General features: G+C 75.8%; 23 protein-coding genes. 17 read left to right on the top strand and 6 right to left on the bottom strand.

Features of this window, described 5'->3' with window-relative positions; translation table 11 throughout:
- Nucleotides 1-39: 39 nt before the first annotated feature.
- The 3 genes from K5O09_RS08595 (at nucleotide 40) to K5O09_RS08605 (ending at nucleotide 3930) form a co-directional block, all read left to right on the top strand.
- Entirely contained in the window at nucleotides 40-1440 is a 1401-nt protein-coding gene (locus tag K5O09_RS08595; RefSeq protein WP_222172337.1) for a DUF4192 domain-containing protein, read from the top strand.
- Nucleotides 1441-1567: 127 nt separating this feature from the next.
- Complete coding sequence (locus K5O09_RS08600) at nucleotides 1568-1966, top strand: universal stress protein (RefSeq protein ID WP_222172338.1); 399 nt, start codon at nucleotides 1568-1570, stop codon at nucleotides 1964-1966.
- Nucleotides 1967-2373: 407 nt separating this feature from the next.
- Entirely contained in the window at nucleotides 2374-3930 is a 1557-nt protein-coding gene (locus K5O09_RS08605; protein ID WP_255596243.1) for an RNA polymerase sigma factor, read from the top strand.
- 253 nt (nucleotides 3931-4183) lie between these two features.
- Here the strand turns inward: K5O09_RS08605 and K5O09_RS08610 are convergent, their stop codons facing one another.
- Entirely contained in the window at nucleotides 4184-4408 is a 225-nt protein-coding gene (locus tag K5O09_RS08610) for a hypothetical protein (RefSeq protein WP_255596244.1), read from the bottom strand.
- 168 nt (nucleotides 4409-4576) lie between these two features.
- Here K5O09_RS08610 and K5O09_RS08615 point away from each other — a divergent pair, with 168 nt between their 5' ends.
- Genes K5O09_RS08615 through K5O09_RS08625 form a run of 3 tightly spaced genes read left to right on the top strand, consistent with a single transcriptional unit; the run spans nucleotide 4577 to nucleotide 8370 of the window.
- Entirely contained in the window at nucleotides 4577-6724 is a 2148-nt protein-coding gene (locus K5O09_RS08615) for a type IIA DNA topoisomerase subunit B (protein ID WP_222172340.1), read from the top strand.
- Nucleotides 6725-6784: 60 nt separating this feature from the next.
- Nucleotides 6785-7837: a GNAT family N-acetyltransferase gene (locus K5O09_RS08620; protein ID WP_222172341.1), complete on the top strand. Its 1053-nt coding sequence runs from the start codon at nucleotides 6785-6787 to the stop codon at nucleotides 7835-7837.
- Nucleotides 7838-7893: 56 nt separating this feature from the next.
- Nucleotides 7894-8370, top strand: coding sequence for a MarR family winged helix-turn-helix transcriptional regulator (locus K5O09_RS08625; protein WP_222172342.1), 477 nt, complete (start codon nucleotides 7894-7896; stop codon nucleotides 8368-8370).
- A gap of 36 nt (nucleotides 8371-8406) precedes the next feature.
- On the opposite strand, the gene K5O09_RS08630 is transcribed toward K5O09_RS08625, so the two are convergent.
- The gene (locus tag K5O09_RS08630; protein ID WP_222172343.1) at nucleotides 8407-10908 is read right to left on the bottom strand and encodes a DNA topoisomerase (ATP-hydrolyzing) subunit A; all 2502 of its coding nucleotides are present in this window, start codon (nucleotides 10906-10908) and stop codon (nucleotides 8407-8409) included.
- A gap of 107 nt (nucleotides 10909-11015) precedes the next feature.
- On the opposite strand from K5O09_RS08630, the gene K5O09_RS08635 reads away from it, so the two are divergent.
- From K5O09_RS08635 to K5O09_RS08650, 4 genes are all read left to right on the top strand, one after another.
- On the top strand, nucleotides 11016-13820 hold the full coding sequence (locus tag K5O09_RS08635; protein WP_222172344.1) for a GNAT family N-acetyltransferase: 2805 nt from the start codon (nucleotides 11016-11018) through the stop codon (nucleotides 13818-13820).
- A 79-nt stretch (nucleotides 13821-13899) separates the two neighbouring features.
- The gene (locus K5O09_RS08640) at nucleotides 13900-14469 is read left to right on the top strand and encodes a DUF5998 family protein (protein ID WP_222172345.1); all 570 of its coding nucleotides are present in this window, start codon (nucleotides 13900-13902) and stop codon (nucleotides 14467-14469) included.
- A gap of 1 nt (nucleotide 14470) precedes the next feature.
- Complete coding sequence (locus K5O09_RS08645; protein ID WP_222172346.1) at nucleotides 14471-15649, top strand: alkaline phosphatase family protein; 1179 nt, start codon at nucleotides 14471-14473, stop codon at nucleotides 15647-15649.
- Nucleotides 15650-15681: 32 nt separating this feature from the next.
- Nucleotides 15682-16341 carry a thymidine kinase gene (locus K5O09_RS08650; RefSeq protein ID WP_222172347.1) on the top strand — a complete coding sequence of 220 codons (660 nt, stop codon included), beginning with the start codon at nucleotides 15682-15684 and terminating at the stop codon, nucleotides 16339-16341.
- Nucleotides 16342-16355: 14 nt separating this feature from the next.
- Here K5O09_RS08650 and sepH read toward each other — a convergent pair whose 3' ends face one another.
- Entirely contained in the window at nucleotides 16356-17489 is a 1134-nt protein-coding gene (gene sepH, locus K5O09_RS08655; RefSeq protein ID WP_222172348.1) for a septation protein SepH, read from the bottom strand.
- Between the two features lie 102 nt (nucleotides 17490-17591).
- On the opposite strand from sepH, the gene K5O09_RS08660 reads away from it, so the two are divergent.
- From K5O09_RS08660 to K5O09_RS08670, 3 genes are all read left to right on the top strand, one after another.
- Nucleotides 17592-18428, top strand: a complete 837-nt coding sequence (locus K5O09_RS08660; RefSeq protein WP_255596246.1) for a trimeric intracellular cation channel family protein — start codon at nucleotides 17592-17594, stop codon at nucleotides 18426-18428.
- Between the two features lie 198 nt (nucleotides 18429-18626).
- Entirely contained in the window at nucleotides 18627-19451 is an 825-nt protein-coding gene (locus K5O09_RS08665; protein ID WP_255596325.1) for an inositol monophosphatase family protein, read from the top strand.
- 149 nt (nucleotides 19452-19600) lie between these two features.
- Nucleotides 19601-19900, top strand: coding sequence for a DUF4193 domain-containing protein (locus K5O09_RS08670; protein ID WP_146835284.1), 300 nt, complete (start codon nucleotides 19601-19603; stop codon nucleotides 19898-19900).
- 42 nt (nucleotides 19901-19942) lie between these two features.
- Here the strand turns inward: K5O09_RS08670 and K5O09_RS08675 are convergent, their stop codons facing one another.
- The gene (locus tag K5O09_RS08675; protein WP_222172350.1) at nucleotides 19943-20431 is read right to left on the bottom strand and encodes a DUF3093 domain-containing protein; all 489 of its coding nucleotides are present in this window, start codon (nucleotides 20429-20431) and stop codon (nucleotides 19943-19945) included.
- Between the two features lie 129 nt (nucleotides 20432-20560).
- Between K5O09_RS08675 and dut the strand changes: the two genes are divergently transcribed.
- The 4 genes from dut to K5O09_RS08695 all read left to right on the top strand — a co-directional run bounded on the left by dut (nucleotide 20561) and on the right by K5O09_RS08695 (nucleotide 23087).
- A complete protein-coding gene (gene dut, locus K5O09_RS08680) occupies nucleotides 20561-21079 on the top strand; it encodes a dUTP diphosphatase (RefSeq protein WP_255596327.1) in 519 nt (172 codons plus the stop codon).
- A 74-nt stretch (nucleotides 21080-21153) separates the two neighbouring features.
- Nucleotides 21154-21957, top strand: coding sequence for a DUF3710 domain-containing protein (locus K5O09_RS08685; protein ID WP_222172352.1), 804 nt, complete (start codon nucleotides 21154-21156; stop codon nucleotides 21955-21957).
- A gap of 1 nt (nucleotide 21958) precedes the next feature.
- Entirely contained in the window at nucleotides 21959-22336 is a 378-nt protein-coding gene (locus tag K5O09_RS08690; protein WP_370635557.1) for an OB-fold nucleic acid binding domain-containing protein, read from the top strand.
- A complete protein-coding gene (locus tag K5O09_RS08695; RefSeq protein ID WP_255596247.1) occupies nucleotides 22329-23087 on the top strand; it encodes a DUF3159 domain-containing protein in 759 nt (252 codons plus the stop codon). The genes K5O09_RS08690 and K5O09_RS08695 overlap by 8 nt, the downstream gene beginning before the upstream one ends.
- Here K5O09_RS08695 and K5O09_RS08700 read toward each other — a convergent pair.
- Both K5O09_RS08700 and K5O09_RS08705 read right to left on the bottom strand, forming a co-directional pair.
- Nucleotides 22996-23694, bottom strand: a complete 699-nt coding sequence (locus tag K5O09_RS08700; protein ID WP_222172353.1) for a TrkA family potassium uptake protein — start codon at nucleotides 23692-23694, stop codon at nucleotides 22996-22998. The two genes, K5O09_RS08695 and K5O09_RS08700, sit on opposite strands and share 92 nt — an antisense overlap.
- Nucleotides 23691-24341, bottom strand: a complete 651-nt coding sequence (locus K5O09_RS08705) for a TrkA family potassium uptake protein (protein WP_222172677.1) — start codon at nucleotides 24339-24341, stop codon at nucleotides 23691-23693. The genes K5O09_RS08700 and K5O09_RS08705 overlap by 4 nt, the downstream gene beginning before the upstream one ends.
- Between the last annotated feature and the right edge of the window lie 91 nt (nucleotides 24342-24432).

Here is a 24432-nt window from a genome sequence, read left to right on the forward strand (position 1 = left end):
GCGGGGCGCCTGGGGGCGGTGTCGCGGTGGGGTGGCGCCATGACCACCACGACCGACCGTCCGACCGTCCTGATCCCCGACGCCGCGACCGGAGCGTCCCCCGGGCCCGAGCACCCCGACGAGCCGGACGGGGTCTCCCGTCCCGAGGGCCCCGCTGCGCACACCGGTCGGACGGCCCCGACCGCGTCGGCGGTCCCGCCGCCCGGGACCGGTGCTCCGCGCCCGTGGTCGGCCCACCGCTCGCGCGCGTCGCAGCGTCCCCACCGCACCCCGGATCTGCTCGCCGCGCTCCCGTACCAGCTCGGCTTCCGACCCGAGGAGTGCCTGGTCGCCGTCGGCCTCCGCGGGCGGGGACGCGACGTGGGTCTCGTGGCACGGATCGACCTGGACGACGTCCTGAGCCCGGCGGGCCCGGATCTGCTCGACGACGTCGCGGGGCACCTCGCGGCCGACGACGCGGCGGAGGTCGTGGTCGTCGTCTACCGCGACGAGGACGACCCGCGCGACCTCGCACCCCGGACACGCCCGGCAGCGGACACGGTGTCGCAGCGGGCGGCCGAGGTGGCCCGGGAGGCGCTGGAGCCGCTCGGACCCGTCACGACCTGCATCGTCGCGCACGGCCGCTACCTGGCGCTGACCTGCCGTGACACGACGTGCTGCCCGCCCGGGGGCCGACCGCTCGCGGAGCTGGAGCCCGGCGCGGGTACGGGACCTGCGGCAGCCCGCGGCCGGCCCCTGCCCCGTCGCGCGGACCTCGCCGCCGTCCCCGTGGCGCCGGCGGGCCGCCGCCGGTCGGCCGCCGCCGCGAGGTCCCGGTGGGCGGACGCCCGGCTCCGCGCCTCCGAGCCGGCCGCCCTGCTCGGCTGGCGGCAGCGTTCGCTCCAGACCTGGCGCGCGGTCGTCGCCGACGCCAGCCGCTCTCCGGGCGGGGAGGTCGACCTGCGTCCCGCCCAGCTCGGCCGCATCGAGGCCGCGCTCGACGACACGACGCTGCGGGACGCCGTCGTGATCGCCCTGATCCGGCCCGAGACGACCCTCCCGGACGCGCTGCTGCGGCACCTCCCGGACTCGGGAGGCCTCCAGGCAGGCGATGCCGTCGAGGCAGGCGTCGACGAGTCGGCAGCCGGGTCCGTGTCCGCAGCCGTGCGGCGCACGCTGGACGTGCTCCTCGAGCCCGAGCGCGCCGAGAGGCCTCGCCCCGAGGTCGCATCCGCCGTGCGCGCCGTGCTCGAGGCCGTCGTGGCCCACGGACGCGCGGGCCGGCAGGCACCCGCGTGCACCCTGCTGGCGCTGCTCGCCTGGTGGGCGGGCGATGCGATCCGGGCGCGGCTCCTCGTCGACCGGGCGCTCGCGGAGGACCCGTCCCACCGGCTGGCCGAGCTGCTCGACCGGGCGCTCGGTGTCGGCCTCGCGCCCGGGTGGATGCGTCGTCGCTGCTGAGCGGTCCGGGCGCTGTCGTGCGGGCGCGGCGCGTTCCGGTACCGTCGGATCACGGTCCGCAGCCGCACCCGAGCGATCTCTCGCGTTGCCGGCGGTGGACGCCGAGCAACACGTGCGAGGAGCACCCATGAGCATCGTGGTCGGGTACCTGGCGACGGTCGAGGGGCGCGCCGCCCTGGCCGCCGCGACGGGCGAGGCCGTGCGACGGTCGGAGCCGCTCGTCGTGGTCGTCAGCGAGCGCGGGGACGAGAGCGAGGAGCAGCGTTCCGAGCTGTCGGCCTCGCTGGACGACGTGCGCAGCTCCCTGGAGTCCCGGGGCATCCCGCACGACGTCCGCGTCATCGCGGGCGGTCGCGACGTCGCCGAGGACCTCATCGGCACCGCCGAGGAGACCGGCGCCACGCTCATCGTCATCGGCCTGCGCCGTCGCAGCCCGGTGGGCAAGCTCATCCTCGGCGCCAACGCCCAGCGGATCCTCCTCGACTCGCCCTGCCCCGTCCTCGCGGTGAAGCCCGACCCGAGCTGACCCCGCGCGACGCCGGGGCGGGCACCTCCGTCGCGAGCGGCCCCGCCGGGCGCCCTGCTCCAGGAGTGCGGGGCCGCGTCAGGCGCTGACCCCGACGCCGGGCGCGCCCGGGGAGGCGCCCCCCGCGTCTGCCGGTGGCGGACCGTCGTGGGCCCGCCCCGGCGCCGGGACTCGCGACCCCACCGGACCCGCCGGGAGTGCGGCCGGACACCTCCCGTGACACGCCCGGGGCGGGTCCGTGGGAATCCTCCGGGCGGGTCGCGCGTTGACCACTCACGACAGGGTCACCTGCCGTGCCGGCCAGGGTCTCGCCACCCCCGGGCGATGCTCCGCCGTGGGCGCGGCCGGTACAATATCGAGGTACCCGAAGCGCCGATCCGGGTCCCTTTGCTGCCGAAAGGTCATTCGTGACGCCCCAGACTTCCACCCCCACCCTCCCGCGCGAGTTCGAGCACCCCGCCCTGCAGGACCTCGTCCGCCGCGGGCGCACCGCCGGGAGCGTCGACGCCGCCGCGCTGCGCTCGGCCTGCGAGGCCGCGCAGGTGGAGGACGCCAAGCGGCTGAAGGCCGTCGTGCGCGGTCTGGCCAACGCCGGGATCTCGGTCTCCGAGCCTGCTGCGGCCACGACGCGCGTCGCGGCCGCCACCACCGCGAAGGCCCGGCCGTCGGCCAAGGCGGTCGTGGCGGAGGACGGCGACGGCGACGGCGCCGAGCCCGCCCCCCGTCAGCGCGCCGCGGCGAAGCCCGCGGCGAAGAAGACCACCACCGGCAAGGCCGCGGCCGCGAAGCCCGTCAAGGGCGCCGGCAAGGCCGAGGACGACGTCGAGGCCGAGGACGTCGAGCCGGACGAGGTCGAGATCGAGGACGTCGAGATCGACCCGGCCGACGTGGCCGCCGACGGTGACGACGACACCGCCGAGGACGGCGACTCCGACACGCCGGCGACGCCCGCCGCCGCGCCGAAGGCGGAGGAGGAGACCGAGGACGTCGGCTTCGTCGTGTCCGACCGCGACGAGGACGACGCCCCGGCGCAGCAGGTCGTGACCGCCGGTGCGACCGCCGACCCGGTCAAGGACTACCTCAAGCAGATCGGCAAGGTCGCTCTGCTGAACGCCGAGCAGGAGGTCGAGCTCGCCAAGCGCATCGAGGCCGGCCTGTTCGCCGAGGAGCGCCTCGCCGCGGTCGGTGACGAGCTGGAGCCGAAGGCCCGCCGCGAGCTGCAGTGGATCGCGCAGGACGGTCGTCGCGCCAAGAACCACCTGCTCGAGGCGAACCTCCGCCTGGTCGTGTCGCTCGCCAAGCGCTACACCGGCCGCGGCATGCTGTTCCTGGACCTGATCCAGGAGGGCAACCTCGGTCTGATCCGCGCGGTCGAGAAGTTCGACTACACCAAGGGCTACAAGTTCTCCACGTACGCCACGTGGTGGATCCGTCAGGCGATCACCCGCGCGATGGCCGACCAGGCGCGCACCATCCGCATCCCGGTGCACATGGTCGAGGTCATCAACAAGCTCGCCCGCGTCCAGCGGCAGATGCTCCAGGACCTCGGGCGCGAGCCGACGCCGGAGGAGCTCGCCAAGGAGCTCGACATGACGCCCGAGAAGGTCGTCGAGGTCCAGAAGTACGGCCGCGAGCCCATCTCGCTGCACACCCCGCTCGGCGAGGACGGCGACAGCGAGTTCGGTGACCTCATCGAGGACTCCGAGGCCGTCGTGCCCGCGGACGCGGTGAGCTTCACGCTGCTGCAGGAGCAGCTGCACCAGGTGCTCGACACGCTGTCCGAGCGGGAGGCCGGCGTCGTCTCGATGCGGTTCGGCCTGACCGACGGCCAGCCGAAGACGCTCGACGAGATCGGCAAGGTGTACGGCGTGACCCGCGAGCGGATCCGCCAGATCGAGTCCAAGACCATGTCGAAGCTCCGGCACCCGAGCCGCTCGCAGGTGCTGCGCGACTACCTCGACTGAGCCCCCGGGCACCCGGACGGCCCCTGCCTGACCACGCGGTCGGGCTGGGGCCGTCCGGCGTTCCGGGGCGCTGCGTGCCGCGTGGCGGACGGTTCCGCGCGCCTCCCGGTGCGTCCGCCCCGGCGCGCGGCACGGCCGGCAACGGCGGCACAGACGCCGACGGGCCCGCCCGGCTCTCGGCCGGGCGGGCCCGTCGTGGTGCTGTGGTGGCGGCGTCGCGCGGTCCCGGCGCGCCGCGAGGGGAGTGCTGCGGTCAGCGCGCTCCGGCGCCGGCGCCGTGCTCGGCGAGGAGCTTGTCGGTCTCGTCCTGGACGTGCGTCGCGACCTGCGAGTACTTCGGCGCGTGCTCGCGCGCGTGGTGCGCGCAGAACAGCAGCTCGCCCACGGGCAGCAGCACGCGGACGTAGGCCTGAGCGCCGCAGCGGTCGCAGCGGTCGGCTGCGGTCAGCGGAGTCGTGGTCTCAAGAGTCCCAGTCACGTTGTCATACAACCATCCCGGCCCGGGATCCTTCCCGTCGGGAGCGGGTGGTTCGCTCCGGGCGAAGCAGAAGTCACCCGGTGCTCACACACCGGCAACACGACCGGCACACGGCGGCGCGGCACGGCGCCGCGGGACCGGCCGGGGGAGCGATTAGGCTCGGGCACCGTGTCGACCGCATCCGCCGAGTCCAGCTACACCGCCCGCCACCTCTCCGTGCTCGAGGGCCTCGAGGCCGTCCGCAAGCGCCCGGGCATGTACATCGGGTCGACGGACTCCCGGGGCCTCATGCACTGCCTCTGGGAGATCATCGACAACTCCGTCGACGAGGCGCTCGCCGGGCACGGCGACAGGATCGACATCGTCCTGCACGCGGACTCGTCGGTCGAGGTCCGGGACGAGGGCCGCGGGATCCCCGTCGACGTCGAGCCGAAGACCGGCCTGACGGGCGTCGAGGTCGTCCTGACCAAGCTGCACGCCGGCGGCAAGTTCGGCGGCGGCTCCTACGGCGCGTCCGGTGGCCTGCACGGCGTCGGCGCCTCGGTGGTGAACGCCCTGTCGGAGCGCCTCGACGTCGAGGTCGACCGCGGCGGCAAGACGCACCGCATGACGTTCCACCGCGGCGAGCCCGGCGTGTTCGACGACCGCGCGGGCCGCTCCCCGGAGTCGCCGTTCGAGCCGTTCGTCGCCCGGTCGCAGCTCGACGTGGTCGGCAAGGTCGCCAAGGGCCGCACCGGCACCCGCATCCGCTACTGGGCGGACCGCAACATCTTCCCGACGACCGCGGTCTTCTCGTACGACGAGCTCGTGACCCGCGCGCGGCAGACCAGCTTCCTGGTGCCGGGCCTGACCATCACGGTCCGCGACGAGCGCGGTCTCGCCGGGACGCCGGGCGCGGACGGGCCGCACGAGGAGGTGTTCCGCCACGACGGTGGCACCGTCGACTTCGCGGACTTCCTCGCGCCCGACGCCCCGGTCACGGACACCTGGCAGCTCACCGGGGCGGGGACGTTCACGGAGACCGTCCCGGTCCTGGACGCGCGCGGCCACATGACGCCCCAGGAGGTGCAGCGGGACTGCGAGGTCGACATCGCGCTGCGCTGGGGCACGGGCTACGAGACCGAGGTCCGCACGTTCGTCAACATCATCGCGACGCCGAAGGGCGGTTCGCACCTGGCGGGCTTCGAGGCGGCGCTCCTGCGGACGCTGCGCAAGCAGGTGGACGCGAACGCCCGCCGGCTCAAGATCTCCGCGAAGGACGGCAGCGACCGCATCGAGAAGGACGACGTGCTCGCCGGTCTGACGGCCGTCGTGACCGTCCGGCTCGCGGAGCCGCAGTTCGAGGGCCAGACGAAGGAGGTCCTGGGAACCGCCCCGGTGCGGGGCATCGTCGCGAAGGTCGTCGACACCGAGCTCGCCGCGATCCTCACGTCGGGCAAGCGGGAGCACAAGGCCCAGTCCGCGGCGCTGCTCGACAAGGTCGTGGGGGAGATGCGGGCTCGTGTGTCGGCCCGCAAGCAGAAGGAGATCTCCCGCCGCAAGACCGCCCTGGAGTCCTCGTCGCTGCCCGCCAAGCTGGCCGACTGCCGCAGCGACGACGTCGGCCGCAGCGAGCTGTTCATCGTCGAGGGCGACAGCGCGCTCGGTACCGCGAAGCTCGCGCGGTCGTCCGACTTCCAGGCGCTGCTGCCGATCCGCGGCAAGATCCTCAACGTCCAGAAGGCGTCGATCTCCGACATGCTGCGCAACGCGGAGTGCGCGGCGATCATCCAGGTCATCGGGGCCGGGTCCGGTCGCACGTTCGACCTGGACGCCGCCCGGTACGGCAAGGTCGTGCTGATGACCGACGCCGACGTCGACGGCGCGCACATCCGCACGCTGCTGCTCACGCTGTTCTTCCGCTACATGCGGCCGCTGGTCGAGGCCGGCCGGGTGTTCGCCGCCGTCCCGCCGCTGCACCGCATCGAGGTGGTCGGGGCCGGCAGCCGGAAGAACGAGTACATCTACACGTACTCGGAGGCCGAGCTCGCGGCGACGCTCAAGAAGCTCGACAGGGCCGGCAAGCGCTACAAGGAGGACATCCAGCGCTACAAGGGCCTCGGCGAGATGGACGCCGACCAGCTCTCGGAGACGACGATGGACCCCCGGCACCGCACCTTGCGCCGCGTGACGCTCCCGGCGGCCGAGAGCGCGGACGCGATGGTCCGGCGCGCGGAGGAGACCTTCGAGCTGCTCATGGGGTCGGACGTCGCGCCCCGGAAGGACTTCATCGTGGCCGGTGCGGCGACGCTGGACGCCTCCCAGATCGACGCCTGACCTCCACCGGGGCCCGAGTTCTCGGATGACATCCGCGGCGCCGTCAGGCACCGTGGACGCATGACCACGACGCGACCGACGACCGAGCCCGCCCTGGCACCCATCGCGGAGCGCGCCGCAGCGCCCGCGGTGCTGCCGGAGCCCGACCCGGCCGCCACCGGGCTCTCGTGGCGGGCGCTGCGCCGCGACGACGTGCCCGCCGTCTTCGCCCTGGTCGCGCGGACGGAGGAGGCGGACGCAGCGCCGGCGCGCACCGCCGAGGCCGAGGTGGACGAGTGGTTCGACGGCGACTGGAAGGACATCGAGGCGGACACCCGCGTCGGCCTGGACGCCGACGGCGAGCCGCGCGCGTGGATGGTCGTGGAGTCCCACCCCGGTGACCTGCGCGTGGTCCGCGTGCACCTGTCCGGGGGCGTGGACCCGGCCCACCGGGGGCGGGGCGTCGGCCGCGCGCTCGTCGCCTGGGGCACCGGCCGGGCACGGCAGATGCTCGCGGCGTCCGGCAAGGAGGTGCCGGGGCGGATCGGCGCCTACGTGGAGGACCACCGCAGCGACGCGCTGGCGCTGTACGCCGCGGCGGGCTACACGCCGGTGCGCTACTACACGGACATGCGCCGCGACCTCGCCGTCCCGCTGCCGGAGGTGCGCCGCGCGGAGGGCGTCCGGGTGGTCCCGTGGACCCCGGAGCTCGACGAGGCGGTGCGGCTCGCCCACAACGAGGCGTTCGCCGACCACTGGGGGAGCGAGCCCCGGACGCGGGAGGCGTGGCAGCACGGCCGCTCGATGTTCGCCCCGGACTGGAGCCGCGTCGCCGTGGACGACGCCACCGGCGAGGTCGCCGGCTACGCGATGTCGGGCCGCTACGAGCAGGACTGGCCGGTCGCGGGCTACACCTCGGGCTACACCGAGCTGCTGGGCGTGCGGCGCGCGTGGCGTGGTCGTGGGCTGGCGGTCGCGCTGCTCACCGCGGTGATGGAGGCGTACCGGGAGGACGGCATGCAGTACGCCGAGCTCGACGTCGACACCGCGAACCCGTCGGGGGCGCACGGCCTGTACGCCGCCCTCGGGTACGAGGTCACGCACGGCTCGCAGCTCCTGACGATCGAGCTCTAGCGGACCGCCCGCCGTCCGGGCCCCGCGCGGGGCCCGGGGGCTCTACGCTGTGCCGCATGGCGGCGGCTCACGCGGCGGAGGAGCAGGTCCCGCAGGACGCGACCTGGCGGGCGTACCTCGGTCTGTCCCGGGAGTTCTTCACCGCGCTCGAACGCCGGCTGGGTGCCGAGGCGGGCGTGTCGGTCGCGGACCTGGAGCTGCTGGAGCCCCTGCTCGCGGCGGGCGAGACGGGCCTGCGCGCCAAGGACCTGGCCGCCGCGGCCGAGTGGCAGGACAGCCGCGTGTCGCACCAGCTGCGCCGCATGGAGCTGCGCGGGCTCGTCACCCGCAGCCGTGACCGGCAGGACGCCCGCGGGACCGTCGTCACGCTGACCGAACCCGGCGTGGTCGCGGCCCGCGCGGCCCGGTCGACCCGGCGGGTGCTGGTCGGCGATCTGCTGCTCGGACCGCTCGACGCCGCGCAGGTGCGCTCGCTCGAGGAGATCGCGGCGCTCGTGCGCGCCCGGGTGGCGGCGGCCGGCCTCGGTCGCTGACGCCGCGGGGTCCCGGGTCGCCCGGTCCCGCGCGGCTCAGCCGATCGCGACCGGTGGCGCGGCGAGCGGCTGACCCGAGCCGTCGCGCCGGTCGTCCGGCTCCGGCAGGTCGACGGGCTGGCCGGCGGACCCGGTCGCGCGTGCCGGTGCCGGCCCCGCCCAGGCGAGGAACAGCGCGTCCTCGCCCTTGAGGAAGCGGTGCGCCCGCACGCCGCCCGTCGCGCGGCCCTTCCCGGGGAACCGGCCGAACGGCGTCACCTTCGCCGTGCCGGCCTGGGTGCCGGGGAGCGCGCCGGACGTCCCGGCCACCGTGACCACGACGGTGCCGTCGGGGTCGCTGCCCGCGGGCAGGGCGCCGAAGTGCACGACCCGCGCGCCGGGCGCCAGCTTGATGCCCGCCATGCCGCCGGCGGGGCGTCCCTGGGGTCGGACCGAGCCGGCGGGGAAGTGCAGGAGAGCGGCGTCCGACGCGATGAAGACGAGCTCGTCCTCGTCGCTCACGGACGCGCAGCCGACCACCTCGTCGCCGTCCTTGAGCGCCACGACCTCCCAGGCGTCGCGGTTGGCGGGCGCCTCGCCGGGCGTGACCCGCTTGACGACGCCCTGGGCGGTCCCGAGCGCGAGGGTCGGGGCGTCCGCGGTCACCGGGACCAGCCCGACGACCCGCTCACCCGCCTCGAGCGCCAGCAGCTCCGGCAGCGGCAGCCCGCCGGACAGGTTCGGCGCACCGTCGGTCGGCGGCAGCGCCGGCAGGTCGAGCACGGACACGCGGCGCACCACGCCGCGGGACGTGAGCACACCGACCTCCCCGCGCACGGTCGTCGGGACGGCGCCCGCGAGGACGTCGTGCCGGGAGCGCCCGGAGTCCGGCGCGGGCCGCAGCGCGACGTCGGTCCCCGCCGTGCGGGCCACCAGCCCGGTCCCGGAGAGCAGCGCGAGGCACGGGGCGTCCTCGATCTCCAGCGAGAGGGCCGGTGCCGCACCCCGCGTCGAGCGCGGCGCCGGGGCGCCTTCCGCGGCGGTCACGGACCCGCCGGCGGACTCGAGCAGGATGGTGCGCCGGGGTGTGCCGTACGTGGCGGCGACCTCGGCCATCTCGTCGGACACGGTGCCGCGCAGCAGGTCCTCGTCCGCCAGGAGCGCCTCGAGGGCCGCGATCTGCTCGGCGAGCTCGTCGCGCTCCTTCTCCAGCTCGATGCGGGAGAACCGGGTGAGCCGGCGCAGGCGCAGCTCCAGGATGTACTCGGCCTGCGGCTCGGACAGGTCGAAGACGTCGCGCAGGCGGGTGCGGGCGGTCTCCGCGTCGTCGGACGACCGGATGACCTGGATGACCTCGTCGATGTCGAGGATCGCGACGAGCAGGCCCTCGACCAGGTGCAGGCGCTCCCGCTTGCGGGTGAGCCGGAACTGGCTGCGCCGGCGCACGACGGAGATGCGGTGGTCGACCCAGACCTGCAGCAGGTCGCGCAGGCCGAGCGTGCGCGGCTGCCCGTCGACGAGCGCCACGTTGTTGATCGAGAACGAGTCCTCGAGCGGCGTGTACCGGTAGAGCTGCTCCAGCACGGCCTCGGGGTTGAAACCCGTCTTCACCTCGATCACCAGGCGCAGCCCGTGCTGCCGGTCCGTGAGGTCGAGCGCGTCCGAGATGCCGGAGAGCTTCTTGGACTGCACGCCCTCCTTGATCTTCTCGATGACCTTCTCCGGGCCGACGGTGTACGGCAGCTCGGTGACGATGATGCCCTTGCGGCGCGGCGTGACGTTCTCGATGCGGGCGGTCGCGCGGGTGCGGAACGCCCCGCGTCCCGTGCGGTACGCGTCGCGCACCCCGTCGAGCCCCACGACCTTGCCGCCCGAGGGCAGATCGGGCCCGGGGACGAACCGCATGAGCTCCTCGAGCGTCGCCTCCGGGTGGAGCACCAGGTGCCGGGCGGCCGCGACGACCTCGACCAGGTTGTGGGGGGCCATGTTGGTCGCCATGCCGACCGCGATGCCGGACGCGCCGTTGACGAGGAGGTTCGGGATGGCGGACGGCAGGACGCCCGGCTGCGTGAGCTTGTTGTCGTAGTTGGGGACGAAGTCGACGACGTCCTCGTCCAGGCCGGCCGTCATGGCCAGCGCGGCCGGCGCCATGCGCGCCTCGGTGTACCGGGGCGCGGCAGGGCCGTCGTCGAGCGAGCCGAAGTTGCCGTGCCCGTCGACCAGGGGCAGCCGCAGCGAGAACGGCTGCGCCATGCGCACCATCGCGTCGTAGATCGCCGCGTCGCCGTGCGGGTGGAGCTTGCCCATCACCTCGCCGACCACGCGGGCCGACTTCACGTGGGCGCGGTCGGGCCGCAGGCCCATGTCGTGCATCTGGAACAGGATCCGCCGCTGCACGGGCTTGAGGCCGTCGCGGGCGTCCGGGAGCGCGCGGGAGTAGATGACGGAGTAGGCGTACTCGAGGAACGAGCCCTCCATCTCGGTCGCGACGTCGATGTCGACGATGCGCTCGACGACGTCCTCCGGCGGGACGTCGGGGGTGCTGCTGCGGCGCGCCATGCGGATGCGGCTCCCGGGATCGGCGGTGGGTGACGGCTCATTGTCCCCGCCCGGCGGGTCTGGGGACGACCACGACGCGCGGGCCCGGCCCCGTTAGGCTCGTGCGCATGGCGGAGGTCACCGGGGACGCGCGCGCCGACCAGGCGCGGGACGCCGCCGCGCCGGCCGGCTACCCGGAGAGCTGGGAGGCCGACGTCGTGCTGCGGGACGGCAGCACCACCCACGTCCGCCCGATCCGGGCGGAGGACGCCGCCGCGCTCCAGGCGTTCCACGTCGCGCAGTCCGAGGCGTCGACCTTCCTGCGGTTCTTCGCGCCGCTGGAGCGCCTCCCGGACCGCGACCTGGCCCGGTTCACCCAGGTCGACCACCACGACCGGGTGGCGCTGGTGGCGGTGACGGGGGACGAGGCGATCATCGGGGTCGCCCGCTACGACCGCGTCGGTCCGGACGAGGCGGAGGTCGCCTTCAACATCGCCGACGCGCACCACGGCCGGGGGCTGGGCTCCGTGCTGCTGGAGCACCTGGCCGCCGCGGCGCGCGAGCGCGGGGTGCGCCGCTTCACCGCCGACGTGCTGCCGCAGAACGGCCGGATGATCGCCGTGTTCCGCGAGGCGGGCTACACGCTGCACCAGCGGCTCGAGGACGGCGTGGTCACCGTGTCGTTCGACATCCACCCGACGGACCGGTCGCTGGCCGTGACCGCGGCGCGCGAGCACACCGCGGAGTCGCGCAGCGTGCAGGGGCTGCTCGCCGCACGCTCGGTGCTGCTGCTGACGTCGCCGGACGCGGAGCCCGGGTCGCTGCCGGACCTGCTGGCGTCCCGGGTGCTCGCGGACCTCGCGGCGGGCGGGGTGCACGGGGCGGGCGAGCCGGAGCACCGCACCGGCGCGGTCGTGGATCCCGCGGGCCCGGCGGAACCGGTGCAGGTGCACGTCGTCGGACGCGCACCCGGCCCCGGCACGCCGGTGGCGGTGCGGACGTGGCCGGACCTGGACGCGGTGCCCGGGCCGGTGGACCTGGCCGTGCTCGCGCTGCCCGCAGCGGACGCCGTCGTCGCCGTGCGCTCGCTCGGGCGCCTGGGGGTACGGGGCGTCGTGGTGCTCTCCGCGGGCTTCGCGGAGACCGGACCGACCGGCCTGGCGCTGCAGCGCGCGCTGCTGCGCACCGCCCACGCCGCCGGCATGCGCGTCGTCGGGCCCGTCTCGTACGGCCTGCTCACGCACGCCGCCGGCGGCCTGCTGAACGCCTCCCTGACGGAGGACCCGCCGCCCGCGGGCCGGATCGGCCTGTTCTGCCAGTCCGCCCCCGCGGCCGTGTCGCTGCTGGGGTCCGTGCGCCGGCGGCACCTCGGCCTGGCCCACCTGGTGTCGGCGGGCAACCGTGCCGACGTCTCCGGGAACGACCTCATGCAGTTCTGGCAGGACGACGACGGCACCGACGTCGTCGCGCTGTACCTGGAGTCGATCGGCAACCCGCGCAAGTTCTCCCGGGTGGCCCGCCGGCTGGCCCGGGTGAAGCCCGTCGTGGTGGTCACCGCGGGGCGCTCCGGGCACGTCGTGCCGCCCGGCCACGCCGTACGGCCCACCCAGGCCCCGCGCCGGACGCTCGACGAGGTGATGCGCCGCTCCGGCGTGGTGCTCGTCGACAACACGCACCAGATGCTGGAGGCCGCCCAGCTGTTCGCGCTGCAGCCCCTGCCGCCGGGCCGTCGCGCCGCCGTGGTGGCGTCGTCGCCGTCGATGGCGGCGCTCGTGCAGGAGGCGGTCGTCACCGCCGGCCTGACCGTCGCGGGCGAGGCGGTGATCCTGGCCGAGGACGCCGACGAGGACCGCGTCACCCGCGCGTTCGCCGACGTGTACGCCGACCCCGGGGTCGACGTCGTGGTCACCGTGCACGTGCCCACCGCCGGGCCGCGCGACGACCGTGTCGCCCAGGCGCTCGCCCGCGCCGCCGCTGGGTCGGGCCGCACCTCGGTGGCGTGCCTGCTCGGCCTGCACGGCGCGACGCCCCAGCTCACGGCCCCCGACCCCGACGGCCGGCTGCGCACCGTGCCCGCGTACACCACCCCGGAGGACGCCGTGCTCGCCCTCGGGCAGGCGGTCCGGTACGCCGCGTGGCGGTCCGGGGACCGCGGCGCCCTGGTGCACCCCGAGGGCGTGCACGCGCGCACAGCGCGGCGGCTGATCGACTCCTGGCTCGACGAGGCGGGACGGCCCGCCTCGCTCGACCTGGGGGCGGACCGTGCCGCGGAGCTGCTGGCGCTCGCCGGCGTCCACGTCCTCCCGTCCGTGCCGGTCCACGACGCCGACGAGGCGGTCGCCGCCGCCGAGCGCCTCGGCTGGCCGGTCGCCCTGAAGTCGACCGTGCCGGCCCTGCGGCACCGCTCCGACCTCGGCGGCGTGCGGCTCGACGTGCACGACGCCGCGGAGCTGCGCGCCGACGTCGCCCAGGTGCTCGCGCTCGCCGCCCCGCACGCACCCGCGGAGGGCCGGGCACCCCTGGAGGTCCAGGCGATGGCGCCGCACGGCGTCGCGACCGTCATCCGCTCGTCGGAGGACCCGCTGTTCGGCCCGGTGCTCGGGTTCGGCCTCGGCGGCGACACCACCGACCTGCTGGGTGACCTCGCGTACGCCGTGACGCCGCTGACCGACGTCGACGTCTCCGAGATGGTGCGTGCCCCGCGCTCCTCGCCCCGGCTCTTCGGCTACCGGGGCGTCCCGCCTCTCGACGTCGCCGCCGTGGAGGACGTGCTCGCGCGGGTCTCCGTGCTCGCGGACAACCTGCCGGAGCTGCTCGCGCTCGAGCTCAACCCGGTCGTCGTCGCGGAGCGCGGGGCGTACGTGCTCGGCGCCACGGCACGGGTCGGGACGGCCGCGCGCGCCGACGGGCCGCGCCGGGCGCTGCCGGGATGACGGGAGAGCGAGCGGGGCGTCGTCCCCAGGCGGGGCGTCAGGTGTGACGGGCCGCCCCGGTCGGTGGGAGGATGCTGAGGTGCCCGCTCCGTCGACCGACCTGCTCCGTGACCTGCACCGCGCGGGGTACTACCCCGACCTCGTGGCCGACGTGCTCGAGGTGGCTCTCGCGGACGAACCCGTCGAGGCGCACCTCGTGCACCCGGAGACGACGTTCGACGCCTCCGAGGTGCGCCGGCACGTGACCGTCCTCGCGCTGACGCCCACCCGCCTCGTCGTCGCCCACGTCGACGACCACCCGGCGGACAGCGAGCACCCCTCGGCGAGCGCCGCCGCCACCACGGAGGCCGTCCCGCTGTCGGAGCTGCGGTCGGTGGCGCTGACCCACGTGCTCGGCTCGCCCGAGCAGCACCGGCCCGGCGACCCGGCGACCGAGCTGACGCTGGCGATCGGGTGGGGCGCGGTGTCGCGCGTGGACCTCGAGCCGGCGCAGTGCGGCGACCCGCAGTGCGACGCCGACCACGGCCTGACCGGGACGCTCACCCCCGACGACGTCGTCGTCCGCGTGAGCGCGGTGGCCGAGGGCGCCGGCGCCGTGCGGGACGCCGTGGCGTTCGCGCGGCGCCTGTCCGCGGCGAGCGCGCGCTGACATGACGACCGCGACGTCGTCCACCGTTCCGGTCCGGCTCGCGGACGCGGGGCTGGTGCTGCCCGACTACGCGGGGCCGTCGCTGTCGGGGCTGCTGCCCGCCGTCGCCGACGCGCTCGGCGCCCCCGTGCCGGAGGGCCCCGAGCGCCGCGCCCAGCTCGGCCTGGAGCCGACGCACCGCGTGTGCGTCGTGCTCGTCGACGGCCTCGGGTACGAGAACCTCGCCGAGCGCGCCGGCCACGCGCCGTTCCTGCGGTCGCTGCTCGACGGCGCCTCGTCGCTGTCCGCCGGCTACCCGTCCACCACCGCCGCGTCGATGGGCAGCTTCGGCACCGGCACCGCACCCGGCCGCACCGGCCTCGTCGGCTACACGGTCCGCAACCCCCGCGACGGGCGGCTGGCGAACATGGTGTCGTGGGAGGGCCTGGGGCCGGCACGCGAGTGGCAGCGAGAGCCCACGGTCTTCGAGCGCCTCGTCGCGCACGGCGTCACCGTCACGACCGTCGGGCCGGGGAAGTTCATGGGGTCAGGGCTGACGGAGGCGGCGCTGCGCGGCGGCGGGTACCGGGCCGCCGAGCCGCTCGCCGCCCGGGTCGACGCCGCGCTGCGGCTGCTGCGCGAGCCCGGCCTCGTGTACCTGTACTGGGGCGACGTGGACAAGACCGGGCACCACGAGGGCTGCGGCTCCTGGCAGTGGGGCGACGAGCTCGGGGCGCTCGACGGCGAGCTCCGGCGTCTCGTGCGGTCGCTGCCGCGCGGCGCGTCCGTCGTCGTGACCGCCGACCACGGAATGGTGGACGTCGACCCTGCCCGGCGCTGGGACGTCGCCGGCACGCCGGGGCTCGCGCAGGACGTCGAGCTGGTCGCGGGGGAGCCGCGCGCGCTCCACGTCCACCTGCGGCCCGGTGCGGACCCGGAGGCGGCCGCGGAGCGCTGGGCGGACGTGCTGGGCGACGCCGCGGTGGTGCTCACCGGGGACGTCGCGGTGGGCGCCGGCCTGTTCGGGGCGGTCTCCGACCACGTGCGGCCGCTGATCGGCGACCTCGTCGTCGCGACCACCGGCCGGGCGACCGTCGTGGACTCCCGGACGCAGACGCCGGCGTCGCTGCAGCTCGTCGGCGTCCACGGCTCGCTCACCCCGGCCGAGGTCCGGGTGCCGCTGCTGGCCGTGCACACCTGACCCGCGACGCACAGGAACGGAACGAGGAGAGCGTGGCAGAGCTGGTCTTCTTCTGCGGCACGATGGACTGCGGCAAGTCCACCCTGGCGCTGCAGATGCACCACAACCACCAGGCCCGCGGCCGCGACGGCGTGCTGTTCACGCGCGACGACCGGGCGGGGGAGCACAGGCTGTCCTCCCGCCTGGGCCTGTCGGTGCCCGCGCACGAGGTCGCGGACACCACCGACTTCTGGGCGGAGGTCGTCGCCCGTCGCACCGGCGGACGGGCCGTCGACTTCCTCATCTGCGACGAGGCGCAGTTCTACTCGGCCGAGCAGGTCGACCAGCTCGGACGCGTGGTGGACGAGCTCGGCGCGGACGTGTTCGCGTTCGGCATCACGACCGACTTCCGCACCCGGCTGTTCGCGGGCTCGGCGCGGCTCCTGGAGCTCGCCGACCGCGTGGAGACGCTCCAGGTGCAGGCCCTGTGCTGGTGCGGCGACCGGGCCACCCACAACGCCCGCACGGAGCACGGGATCATGGTCGTCGAGGGCGCCCAGGTGGTGGTCGGCGACGTCGCGGTGCCGGACGACGAGGACGCCGTCGGCTACGAGGTGCTCTGCCGGAAGCACCACCGCATGCGCATGACCGCCCGGAGCTCGCGGGCGGGCACGATGTCACCCCAGACGCTGGACCTGCTCGCGGGCGACTGAGCGCCGCGCGCGGCTCACTCCGGCTTGGCCCCGAACACGATCTCGTCCCAGCTCGGCACCTTCGGCCGGCTGCGGCGGCTGCTGCCGCGCGGACGGGCCTCGCGCTCTTCGGGGCGCTGTGCCGGCTCGTCCGCGGGCCCGGCGCCGGCGGCCCGGTCGCCCGGCGGGAGCTCGCCGGGCTCCAGCGCGACGGGCGTCGCGGGCTCCTCGGCGTCCAGCGCGCGGGACGGTGCCGGGTAGATGCGGGCCTCGGCCGCGGGCGGGACGTCCACCGGGTGCGCGCCGGGCGCGTCCCCCTCGGGCTCGTCGCCGAGCTGGCCGAAGTCGAACGCGTGCTGCGGACCGAAGCCGCCGAAGGGGTCGTCCTCGTCCTCGTCGAGCTCCAGCGCCTGCCGCACGCCGCGGCGCGCGCGCAGGTCGTCGAGCAGCTCGCTCGTCGCGCGCAGGTCGTCGACCGGGTCCTCGGCCTGCTCGGCGGGCGCCGGCCCGTCCACGGCCGCGAGGACGGGCCGCACGTCGGCGTCGACGTCGTACACGAGGTCGCGCACGGCCGACAGGTGGCGCCGCGGCACCGGGCCGTCGGCGATCTCCGTCTCGGACAGCCAGCGGGCCTCGTCCTCCTCCGCGTGCACGGCCCGCGTCGACGCGTCGTAGCCCCACCGCGCCTCACGGGCGTCGTCCTCGACACGGAACCGGGCGACGACCGTCCAGCCCGCGCCGGGCTCGCGGTACGCGTCCCACTCGACGCCCTCGGGGTCGACACCCCGCGCCGCGAGCCGGTCGACGACGAGCTCGCCGAGGACCGGCGCGCCCACGTCCCGTCCGACGCGCGTCGCCCGCGCCTGCTCGGCCACGAACTCGCGCTCGGCGAGCACGGGGCCCTCGAACCGGCGCACGTGCTCCACCGCCAGCCCCGACTCCTCCGCGATCTGCTCGGCGGACTGCCCGGCGCGCACGCGCGCCTGGATCTCGCGGGGGCTCGGCACCCCCGACTGCTCCGCGCGGATCTGCTCCAGCTGCGGGCGGTCGCGCCGCACGGCGGCACGCAGCGGCTCGTCGATGCGCAGGCGGTAGCGCTGCCCGTCGGCCGCGGCGAGCACGAGGTGTTCCCCGTCCTCGTGCAGCCCGATCAGCTCCAGCTCAGCCATCACCTCTCCCATCGTCCGCGCCGAGCCTGCCACCGCCCGGCCCCGATCCAGCGGAGGCTGGGCGGTGCGCCGTCCAACTCCCCGGCTGCCATGATCACCCCTGTGTCCGTGGACCTCCCGCTGCAACCCGTGCTCGAGCTGCTCGGCGTCTTCGTGGGTGCACTGTCCGGCGGCCTCGCGGCGGTCCGCAAGGGCTTCGACATCTTCGGCATCGTGGTCCTGGCGTGGGCGGCCGGGCTGGGCGGCGGCATCATGCGCGACGTGCTGATCGGCGCCGTGCCGCCCGTCGGGATCGCGCAGTGGGAGTTCGTCGTGTGCGCGTGCGTCGCGGGGCTGGTGACCTGGGCGGCGCACCCGGGCCTGGGCCGGCTGCGCCGGTTCGTGCTGGTCCTCGACGCGGGGGCGCTCGCGCTGTTCACCGTCGTCGGGACGATCAAGGCCCTGGAGTACGGCACCGGTGCGACCGCGGCCGTGTGCGCGGGCGTGATCACGGGAGTCGGCGGGGGCGTGCTGCGCGACCTGCTGACGGGCGAGGTGCCGGTGGTGCTGCACCAGCGTCAGCTCTACGCGATCCCGTCGGTGCTCGGTGCGCTGCTGGTGGCGGTGCTGTGGCACCAGGACGCGCTGTCCGTCGGCACCGAGGTCGTCGCCGTCCTCGTCGTGCTCGGCACCCGGCTGGTCGCGCTGCGGTTCCGCCTGCAGGCGCCGGGGCCGTGGGACCCCGCCGCGCTGCGGGACGCGCGGGCGGGGCGCACCGGGCGGGGCCGCCCCGGGCTCGGCCGCGCCGGCCGCACCGAACGCGCCGCTCGGGCCGCCCGCGCGTCGCGGGCGGGCGAGCCGGGCCGGGGCGTGCGCGCGCCGGGGCCCGGCTCCGGTCGCCTCGAACCCGCACCGCTGGTCCGCTGGATCGCGCGCCTGCGCCGACGCCCCGGGACCTGACGGGACCGGCGTGGCCGCCCGTCCGGCGTGGCCGCCCGTCCGGCGTGGCCGTCCGGCAGGATGGGCGGCGTGACCAGCGCACCGGACCCCGCCCTGCCCGCCGACCAGCCGTCCGCCCTGCCCGGCCCGGCCGGGTCGTCCGCCCTGCCCGGCCCTGCCGGGTCGTCCGCCCTGCCCGGCCCTGCCGGGTCGTCCGCCCTGCCCGGCCCCGCCGAGGTCCGGGCGCTCGTCGACCTCGCCGAGCGCTTCGCCCGCTCCGCCGGCGACCTGATCCGCTCGACCCGGCCGGCGCGGGTGTCCGTGGCCGCCACCAAGTCCAGCGACGTCGACCCCGTCACCGCGATGGACCTGGCGTCCGAGGCCCACCTGCGCGCGCTGATCGCCGAGCACCGGCCGGACGACGGCGTGCTGGGGGAGGAGGACGGCTGGCAGCCTGGCACCACCGGGCTCACCTGGGTGCTGGACCCGGTCGACGGCACCGTGAACTACCTGTACGGCGTGCCGGCCTACGCGGTCTCCGTCGGGGTGGTCGCCGGTGAGCCGGACCCGGAGCGGTGGACGGCCGTGGCGGGGTGCGTGCACTCGGTGGTGGACGGCGTGACGTACACCGGCGGCCTGGGCGCGGGTGCCTACCGGGACGGCGCACGTCTGGCCGTGAACGCGCCGCGTCCGCTCGCGACGTCGCTCGTCGGCACAGGCTTCGGCTACCGGGCGGAGCGTCGCCGGGTCCAGGGCCGCGTGCTGGCCGAGCTGCTGCCGCAGGTGCGGGACATCCGACGCATCGGCGCGGCGTCGCTCGACCTGTGCCGCGTGGCGGAGGGGACGCTCGACGCGATGTACGAGCGGGGACTGAACCCGTGGGACGTCGCCGCCGGCGAGGTGATCGCCCGGGAGGCGGGTGCGCAGGTGAGCGGCCTGCGGGGCCGTCGTGCGAGCCGTGACATGACCGTCGTGGGCCCGCGCGAGACGGTCGCGGAGCTCGCCGCGCTGCTGGCCGGGCTGGGCGCCGACGCGGACGCCTGAGAGCACCCTGGGTGACGTCGGCAGGCGGGTGTGCACAGCGGGCAGAAATAGGGCACAATCCGGGGCGCCCGCCGGGAACAAACCTGTCGCGCGACGACTTGATCCCGCGTACGCCGATCATCGACCCCAACGGAGCGTGACCACACCTCATGGCAACCGACTACGACGCCCCGCGCAAGACCGAGGAGGACCTGAGCGAGGACTCGCTCCAGGAGCTCCAGGCCCGGCGCTCCGACAAGAACTCGGGCGTGGTGGACGAGGACGAGACCGAAGCAGCCGAAGGGTTCGAGCTCCCGGGCGCGGACCTGTCCGGCGAGGAGCTCTCCGTCCGGGTGCTGCCGCGTCAGGCCGACGAGTTCACGTGCTCCAAGTGCTTCCTGGTGCACCACCGCAGCCAGCTCGCGTACGAGAAGGACGGCATGCCCGTCTGCTCGGAGTGCGCGGCCTGATCTGCCTCCACGACCCGGGCGCGTGAGCGCCCGGACCAGCCGTCACGACGCCGGCCGGGCCTCCTGGGCGCGGCCGGCGTCGTCGTCCGCGGCCAGGGCGGCCACGAGGGCCTCCGGGTGGCGCGTCGAGACGAGCCAGTACGGCGTCGGGTCGGCGGGGTCCGCGACCTCGACCCGCACCGCGGTGCGCACCCACCCGCGCAGGCAGACGTAGGCGCGCGCGTCGAGCCCGGGGCCGAGGGCCTCGCGGGTCGCCTCGCGGTCGAGCGGGCGGGGGTCGCGCAGCAGCGCGACGGGCACGTGCGCCGGGCCGGCGTGCAGCTCGCCGCCGGCCACGCGGACGCGGGACGACGCCGCCACGGCGGCGGCACCGGCCGCGAGCAGCCCCACGACGCCGGCCACCAGCCCCGCCGTCCGGCTGACCGGCCACAGGACGATGCCGCACATGACGGCGGCCGCGGGCACGGTGAGCCACCCGGCGGGTGAGGGCCACAGGCGCTCGTCGAACGAGGGCGGGGTCGTGGTCTGCACGGACCCAGCATCCCATCCGCGCCGGTAGGGTCGGGGCCCGTGACGAGCACCGGACCCGGCCCCGACCACGACACGCCCGCCGACGGCACGCCCGCCGACGGGACCAGCGCCCACGGCGCGACGACCACCGTGCTGCTGCGGCGGCTCGACGAGGCCGTGCCCGTCCCGGGGTACGCCCACCCGGGCGACGCCGGCGCCGACCTGGTCACCCGCGTCGACGTGACGCTGGCGCCGGGGGAGCGCGCGACCGTCCCGACGGGCATCTCGATCGCGCTGCCCGAGGGCTTCGCGGCCTTCGTCCACCCGCGCTCGGGCCTCGCCGCGCGGCACGGGCTGACCGTGGTGAACGCGCCGGGCACGGTCGACGCGGGGTACCGCGGCGAGATCGCCGTGACGTTGCTCAACACCGACCCGCGGGAGCCCGTCGTGCTGCACCGCGGGGACCGCATCGCCCAGCTCGTCGTGCAGCGCGTGGAGCGGGCGGCCTTCGTGGAGGTGGAGGCCCTGCCGGAGTCCGTCCGGGGCGCGGGCGGCTTCGGGTCCTCCGGCGGCTGGCGCGCGGCCGCGGGTGGGGCGCCGGTCATCGCCGGCACGCCGGCGGACGCCCCGGACGCCGGCCCCGGTTCCGCCTCGGGCGGAGCCCGCTAGGTGCGCCGCACCGGGCGGACTACTGTGGACGCGTACGTGCCCGCGACGCGGGCGACCCGGGGAAGGGACTGAGGGTGGCGCTATTCCGGCGCGGTGCGAAGGACCGCACCGCCCAGGACGAGACCGCGGCCGCCGAGCCGACGGCCGACCGCGACGACGCCGCGGACGCGACCGGGGCCGGGGCAGCCGCCCCGGCGGCGGACGAGCCGGCGGGCACCGCGCCCGACGAGCCGGCGGCCGACGTCCCCGCGCTCCCGGCCGACCGGTCCCGCGGCCCCTGGGACGCCACCGAGGAGGTCCCGCCCGGCCCGCGCATCGACCTCGGCGCGCTCCGTCTGCCCGGTGTGCAGGGCATGGAGCTGCGCATGGAGATCGACAAGAAGAGCGACGTCGTGACGGCCGTCGGTGTGACGCTGGACGGCTCGACGCTGCAGATGCAGGCGTTCGCCGCTCCGCGCTCCGAGGGCATCTGGGACGAGATCCGCGAGGAGATCGGCGAGTCCGTGCGCAAGCAGGGCGGCGCTGTCGACGACGTCCCCGGCCCGTTCGGGCGTGAGCTGCTCGCGCGGCTGCCCGTCCGGACGCCCGAGGGCCGCACCGGCCACCGGCCCGCACGGTTCATCGGCGTCGACGGTCCGCGCTGGTTCCTGCGCGGTGTCGTCACCGGCCGCGCCGCGGTCGACGAGGACGCCGCCAAGCGGCTGGAGGACGTCTTCCGCCGCACCGTCGTCGTCCGCGACGGCCAGGCCCGCCCGCCGCGCGACCTGCTCGCGCTGCGGCTGCCGGGCCAGGAGGACGGCGCCGTCCCGAAGGGCGCCGCGCCGGCACCCACGTTCGACCCGCTGACGCGCGGGCCGGAGATCACGGAGATCCGCTGACATGTCCCCGGTGTCGCTGCGCGAGCAGCTGCGCAAGGCGGTCGCCTCGCAGGAGGAGATCGAGGCCGACGAGGAGCGCGAGGACGCGGTCCGCGCGACCGGCTGCACGCCGGTCTCGCAGGCCCCCGAGCGCCACCGCGTGAAGATGTCGGGCGTGCTGCGCTCGGTCGTCCTGAGGCCCCGGGAGGGCGTGCCGGCGCTGGAGGCCGAGCTGTACGACGGCAGCGGCACGGTCGACCTGGTGTGGCTGGGCCGCCGCGAGATCGCCGGCATCGAGCCGGGTCGCCGACTGAAGGTCGAGGGCCTGGTGTGCTCGCGCGAGGGCCGGCGGTCGATGTTCAACCCGCGCTACGAGCTGCGGCCCCGGCCCGGTGAGTGAGCCGGACACGCCCGGCGGCGCGGTGCACGACGACGCGTCCCCGACCGGTGCGCCGCAGGGCGGGACCGGCCGCGGCATCCGCGCGCTCGGCGAGGAGCACTTCTCGCTGACCGACGCGGTCGGCGGCGTCCGCGGGGCCGTCGAGTCCGTCGCCCCGGGCCTGGTCTTCGTGGTCGTCTTCGTCGTGTCGGGCCAGCGCCTGGCACCGGCCCTGGTGGCGTCCGCCGCGACGGCGCTCGTCGCCACGCTGCTGCGTCTCGTGCAGCGCACGCCGGTGACGCAGGCGCTGTCGGGCGTCCTCGGCGTCGGCATCGGCGTCATCTGGGCGTGGCGCTCCGGGCAGGCGGCCGACTACTACGCGTGGGGCCTGGTCGTGAACCTGGCCTGCCTGCTCGGGTTCGCCGTCTCCGCGCTGGTCCGCTGGCCGCTGGTCGGCCTGGTGGTGGGCCTGTTCCGGCCGGACGGGCCGATGTCGTCGTCCGGGTCGTGGGGCGCGGCGGTCGCGTGGCGGGCCGACGCGGAGCTGCGCCGCCGCTACGCCGTGGCCACGTGGCTGTGGGCGGGCATGTTCGCCGCGCGGCTGCTCGTGCAGGTCCCGCTCTACCGGGCGGACGAGGTGGCCTGGCTCGGCACCGCGAAGCTCGTGATGGGCCTGCCGCTCACGGCGTTGGTGCTGTGGGCGAGCTGGCTCCTGGTGCGCGGGTCGACAGCAGCTCCGCCAGCTCCTGCTCCGAGCCGTCCCGCCCCGTGACGAACAGCAGCTCGTCGCCGCCCTCGAGGGTGTCGTCGGTGCTCGGGGAGAACGGCCGGTCGTCGCGGACGATGCAGGCCAGCACGGTGTCGGACGGCCAGTCGACCTGACCCACCAGGCGGCCCGCCAGCGGCGAGTCGTCCGGGAGCGTGAGCTCGAGGATGTCGGCGCCGGACTGGTGGAAGGTGAAGATCCGCACGAGGTCGCCGACGGACACGGCCTCCTCGATCATCGCGGTCATGATCCGCGGCGTGGACACGGCGACGTCGACGCCCCACGCCTCGTCGAACATCCACTCGTTCTTCGGGTTGTTCACCCGGGCGACCGTGCGCGGCACGCCGTACTCCGTCTTGGCGAGCAGCGAGATGACGAGGTTGGCCTTGTCGTCGCCGGTGGCGGCCACGACGACGTCGCACTCGTCCGTGCGGGCCTGCGTCAGCGTCGGGAGCTCGCACGCGTCGGCGAGCAGCCAGTCCGCGTCGGCCACCTGGGCCACCCGCATCGCGGACGGCTGGCGGTCGATCAGCGTGACCTCGTGCCCGTTGGCGAGCAGCTCCAGGGCGATCGAGCGGCCGACGGAGCCGGCGCCGGCGATGACGACCCTCATGCCTGGACCTCCGGGGCGGCGGTGACGACGCGCTCGACGGCGGCCGTGTCGTCGGCGCGCATCAGCAGGTGCACGATGTCGTTCTCCTGGAGGACGGTCTGGGCGTCGGGCAGGAAGCCGTCGCCGTAGCGGGTCAGGTACGCCACGCGGGCGCCGGTGGCCTCCTCGAGGGCCCGCAGCGGCTTGCCGCGCCAGGCCTCGTGGACGTCGACCTCCGACAGCACGATGCGGCCCGAGGCGTCGGTGTACTGGTTGGTCGCGCCCATCGGGAGCAGCCGGCGCAGCACCTGGTCGGCGGTCCACCGGACGGTCGCGACCGTGGGGATGCCGAGCCGCTGGTAGATCTCCGCGCGGTGCGGGTCGTAGATGCGGGCGACCACGTTCTCGACGCCGAACGTCTCGCGCACGACGCGCGCGGCGAGGATGTTGGAGTTGTCGCCGTCGGACACCGCGGCGAACCCGAACGCGTCGTCGATGCCGGCCTGCCGCAGCACGTCCCGGTCGAAGCCGAGCCCGGTGACCTTGGAGCCGGCGAACTCGGCGTCGAGACGACGGAACGAGTCGGGGTTCTGGTCGATCACGGCGACGGAGTGGCCGTGGCTCTCCAGCGTCTGCGCGAGGGTGGCGCCGGCGCGCCCGCAGCCCATGATGACGAAGTGCACAACGCGGAACGCTATACCCGCCACGCGCGGACCTGCACCGCCGGAGGTCCCCGCGGTGGCGCGTCGCACCCGGGTG

The organism is Cellulomonas sp. C5510 (assembly GCF_019797765.1).
In the GTDB taxonomy this organism is placed as follows: Bacteria; Actinomycetota; Actinomycetes; order Actinomycetales; family Cellulomonadaceae; genus Cellulomonas.

What these genes read in the sequence shown, in the direction of transcription:
- K5O09_RS08595 (WP_222172337.1), top strand. Translation starts at nt 40, where the DNA reads ATGACCACCACGACCGACCGTCCGACCGTCCTGATCCCCGACGCCGCG.
- K5O09_RS08600 (WP_222172338.1), top strand. Translation starts at nt 1,568, where the DNA reads ATGAGCATCGTGGTCGGGTACCTGGCGACGGTCGAGGGGCGCGCCGCC.
- K5O09_RS08620 (WP_222172341.1), top strand. Translation starts at nt 6,785, where the DNA reads ATGACCACGACGCGACCGACGACCGAGCCCGCCCTGGCACCCATCGCG.
- K5O09_RS08625 (WP_222172342.1), top strand. Translation starts at nt 7,894, where the DNA reads ATGGCGGCGGCTCACGCGGCGGAGGAGCAGGTCCCGCAGGACGCGACC.
- K5O09_RS08630 (WP_222172343.1), bottom strand. Translation starts at nt 10,908, where the DNA reads ATGGCGCGCCGCAGCAGCACCCCCGACGTCCCGCCGGAGGACGTCGTC.
- K5O09_RS08635 (WP_222172344.1), top strand. Translation starts at nt 11,016, where the DNA reads ATGGCGGAGGTCACCGGGGACGCGCGCGCCGACCAGGCGCGGGACGCC.
- K5O09_RS08645 (WP_222172346.1), top strand. Translation starts at nt 14,471, where the DNA reads ATGACGACCGCGACGTCGTCCACCGTTCCGGTCCGGCTCGCGGACGCG.
- sepH (WP_222172348.1), bottom strand. Translation starts at nt 17,489, where the DNA reads ATGGCTGAGCTGGAGCTGATCGGGCTGCACGAGGACGGGGAACACCTC.
- K5O09_RS08670 (WP_146835284.1), top strand. Translation starts at nt 19,601, where the DNA reads ATGGCAACCGACTACGACGCCCCGCGCAAGACCGAGGAGGACCTGAGC.
- K5O09_RS08690 (WP_370635557.1), top strand. Translation starts at nt 21,959, where the DNA reads ATGTCCCCGGTGTCGCTGCGCGAGCAGCTGCGCAAGGCGGTCGCCTCG.
- K5O09_RS08700 (WP_222172353.1), bottom strand. Translation starts at nt 23,694, where the DNA reads ATGAGGGTCGTCATCGCCGGCGCCGGCTCCGTCGGCCGCTCGATCGCC.
- K5O09_RS08705 (WP_222172677.1), bottom strand. Translation starts at nt 24,341, where the DNA reads ATGGGCTGCGGGCGCGCCGGCGCCACCCTCGCGCAGACGCTGGAGAGC.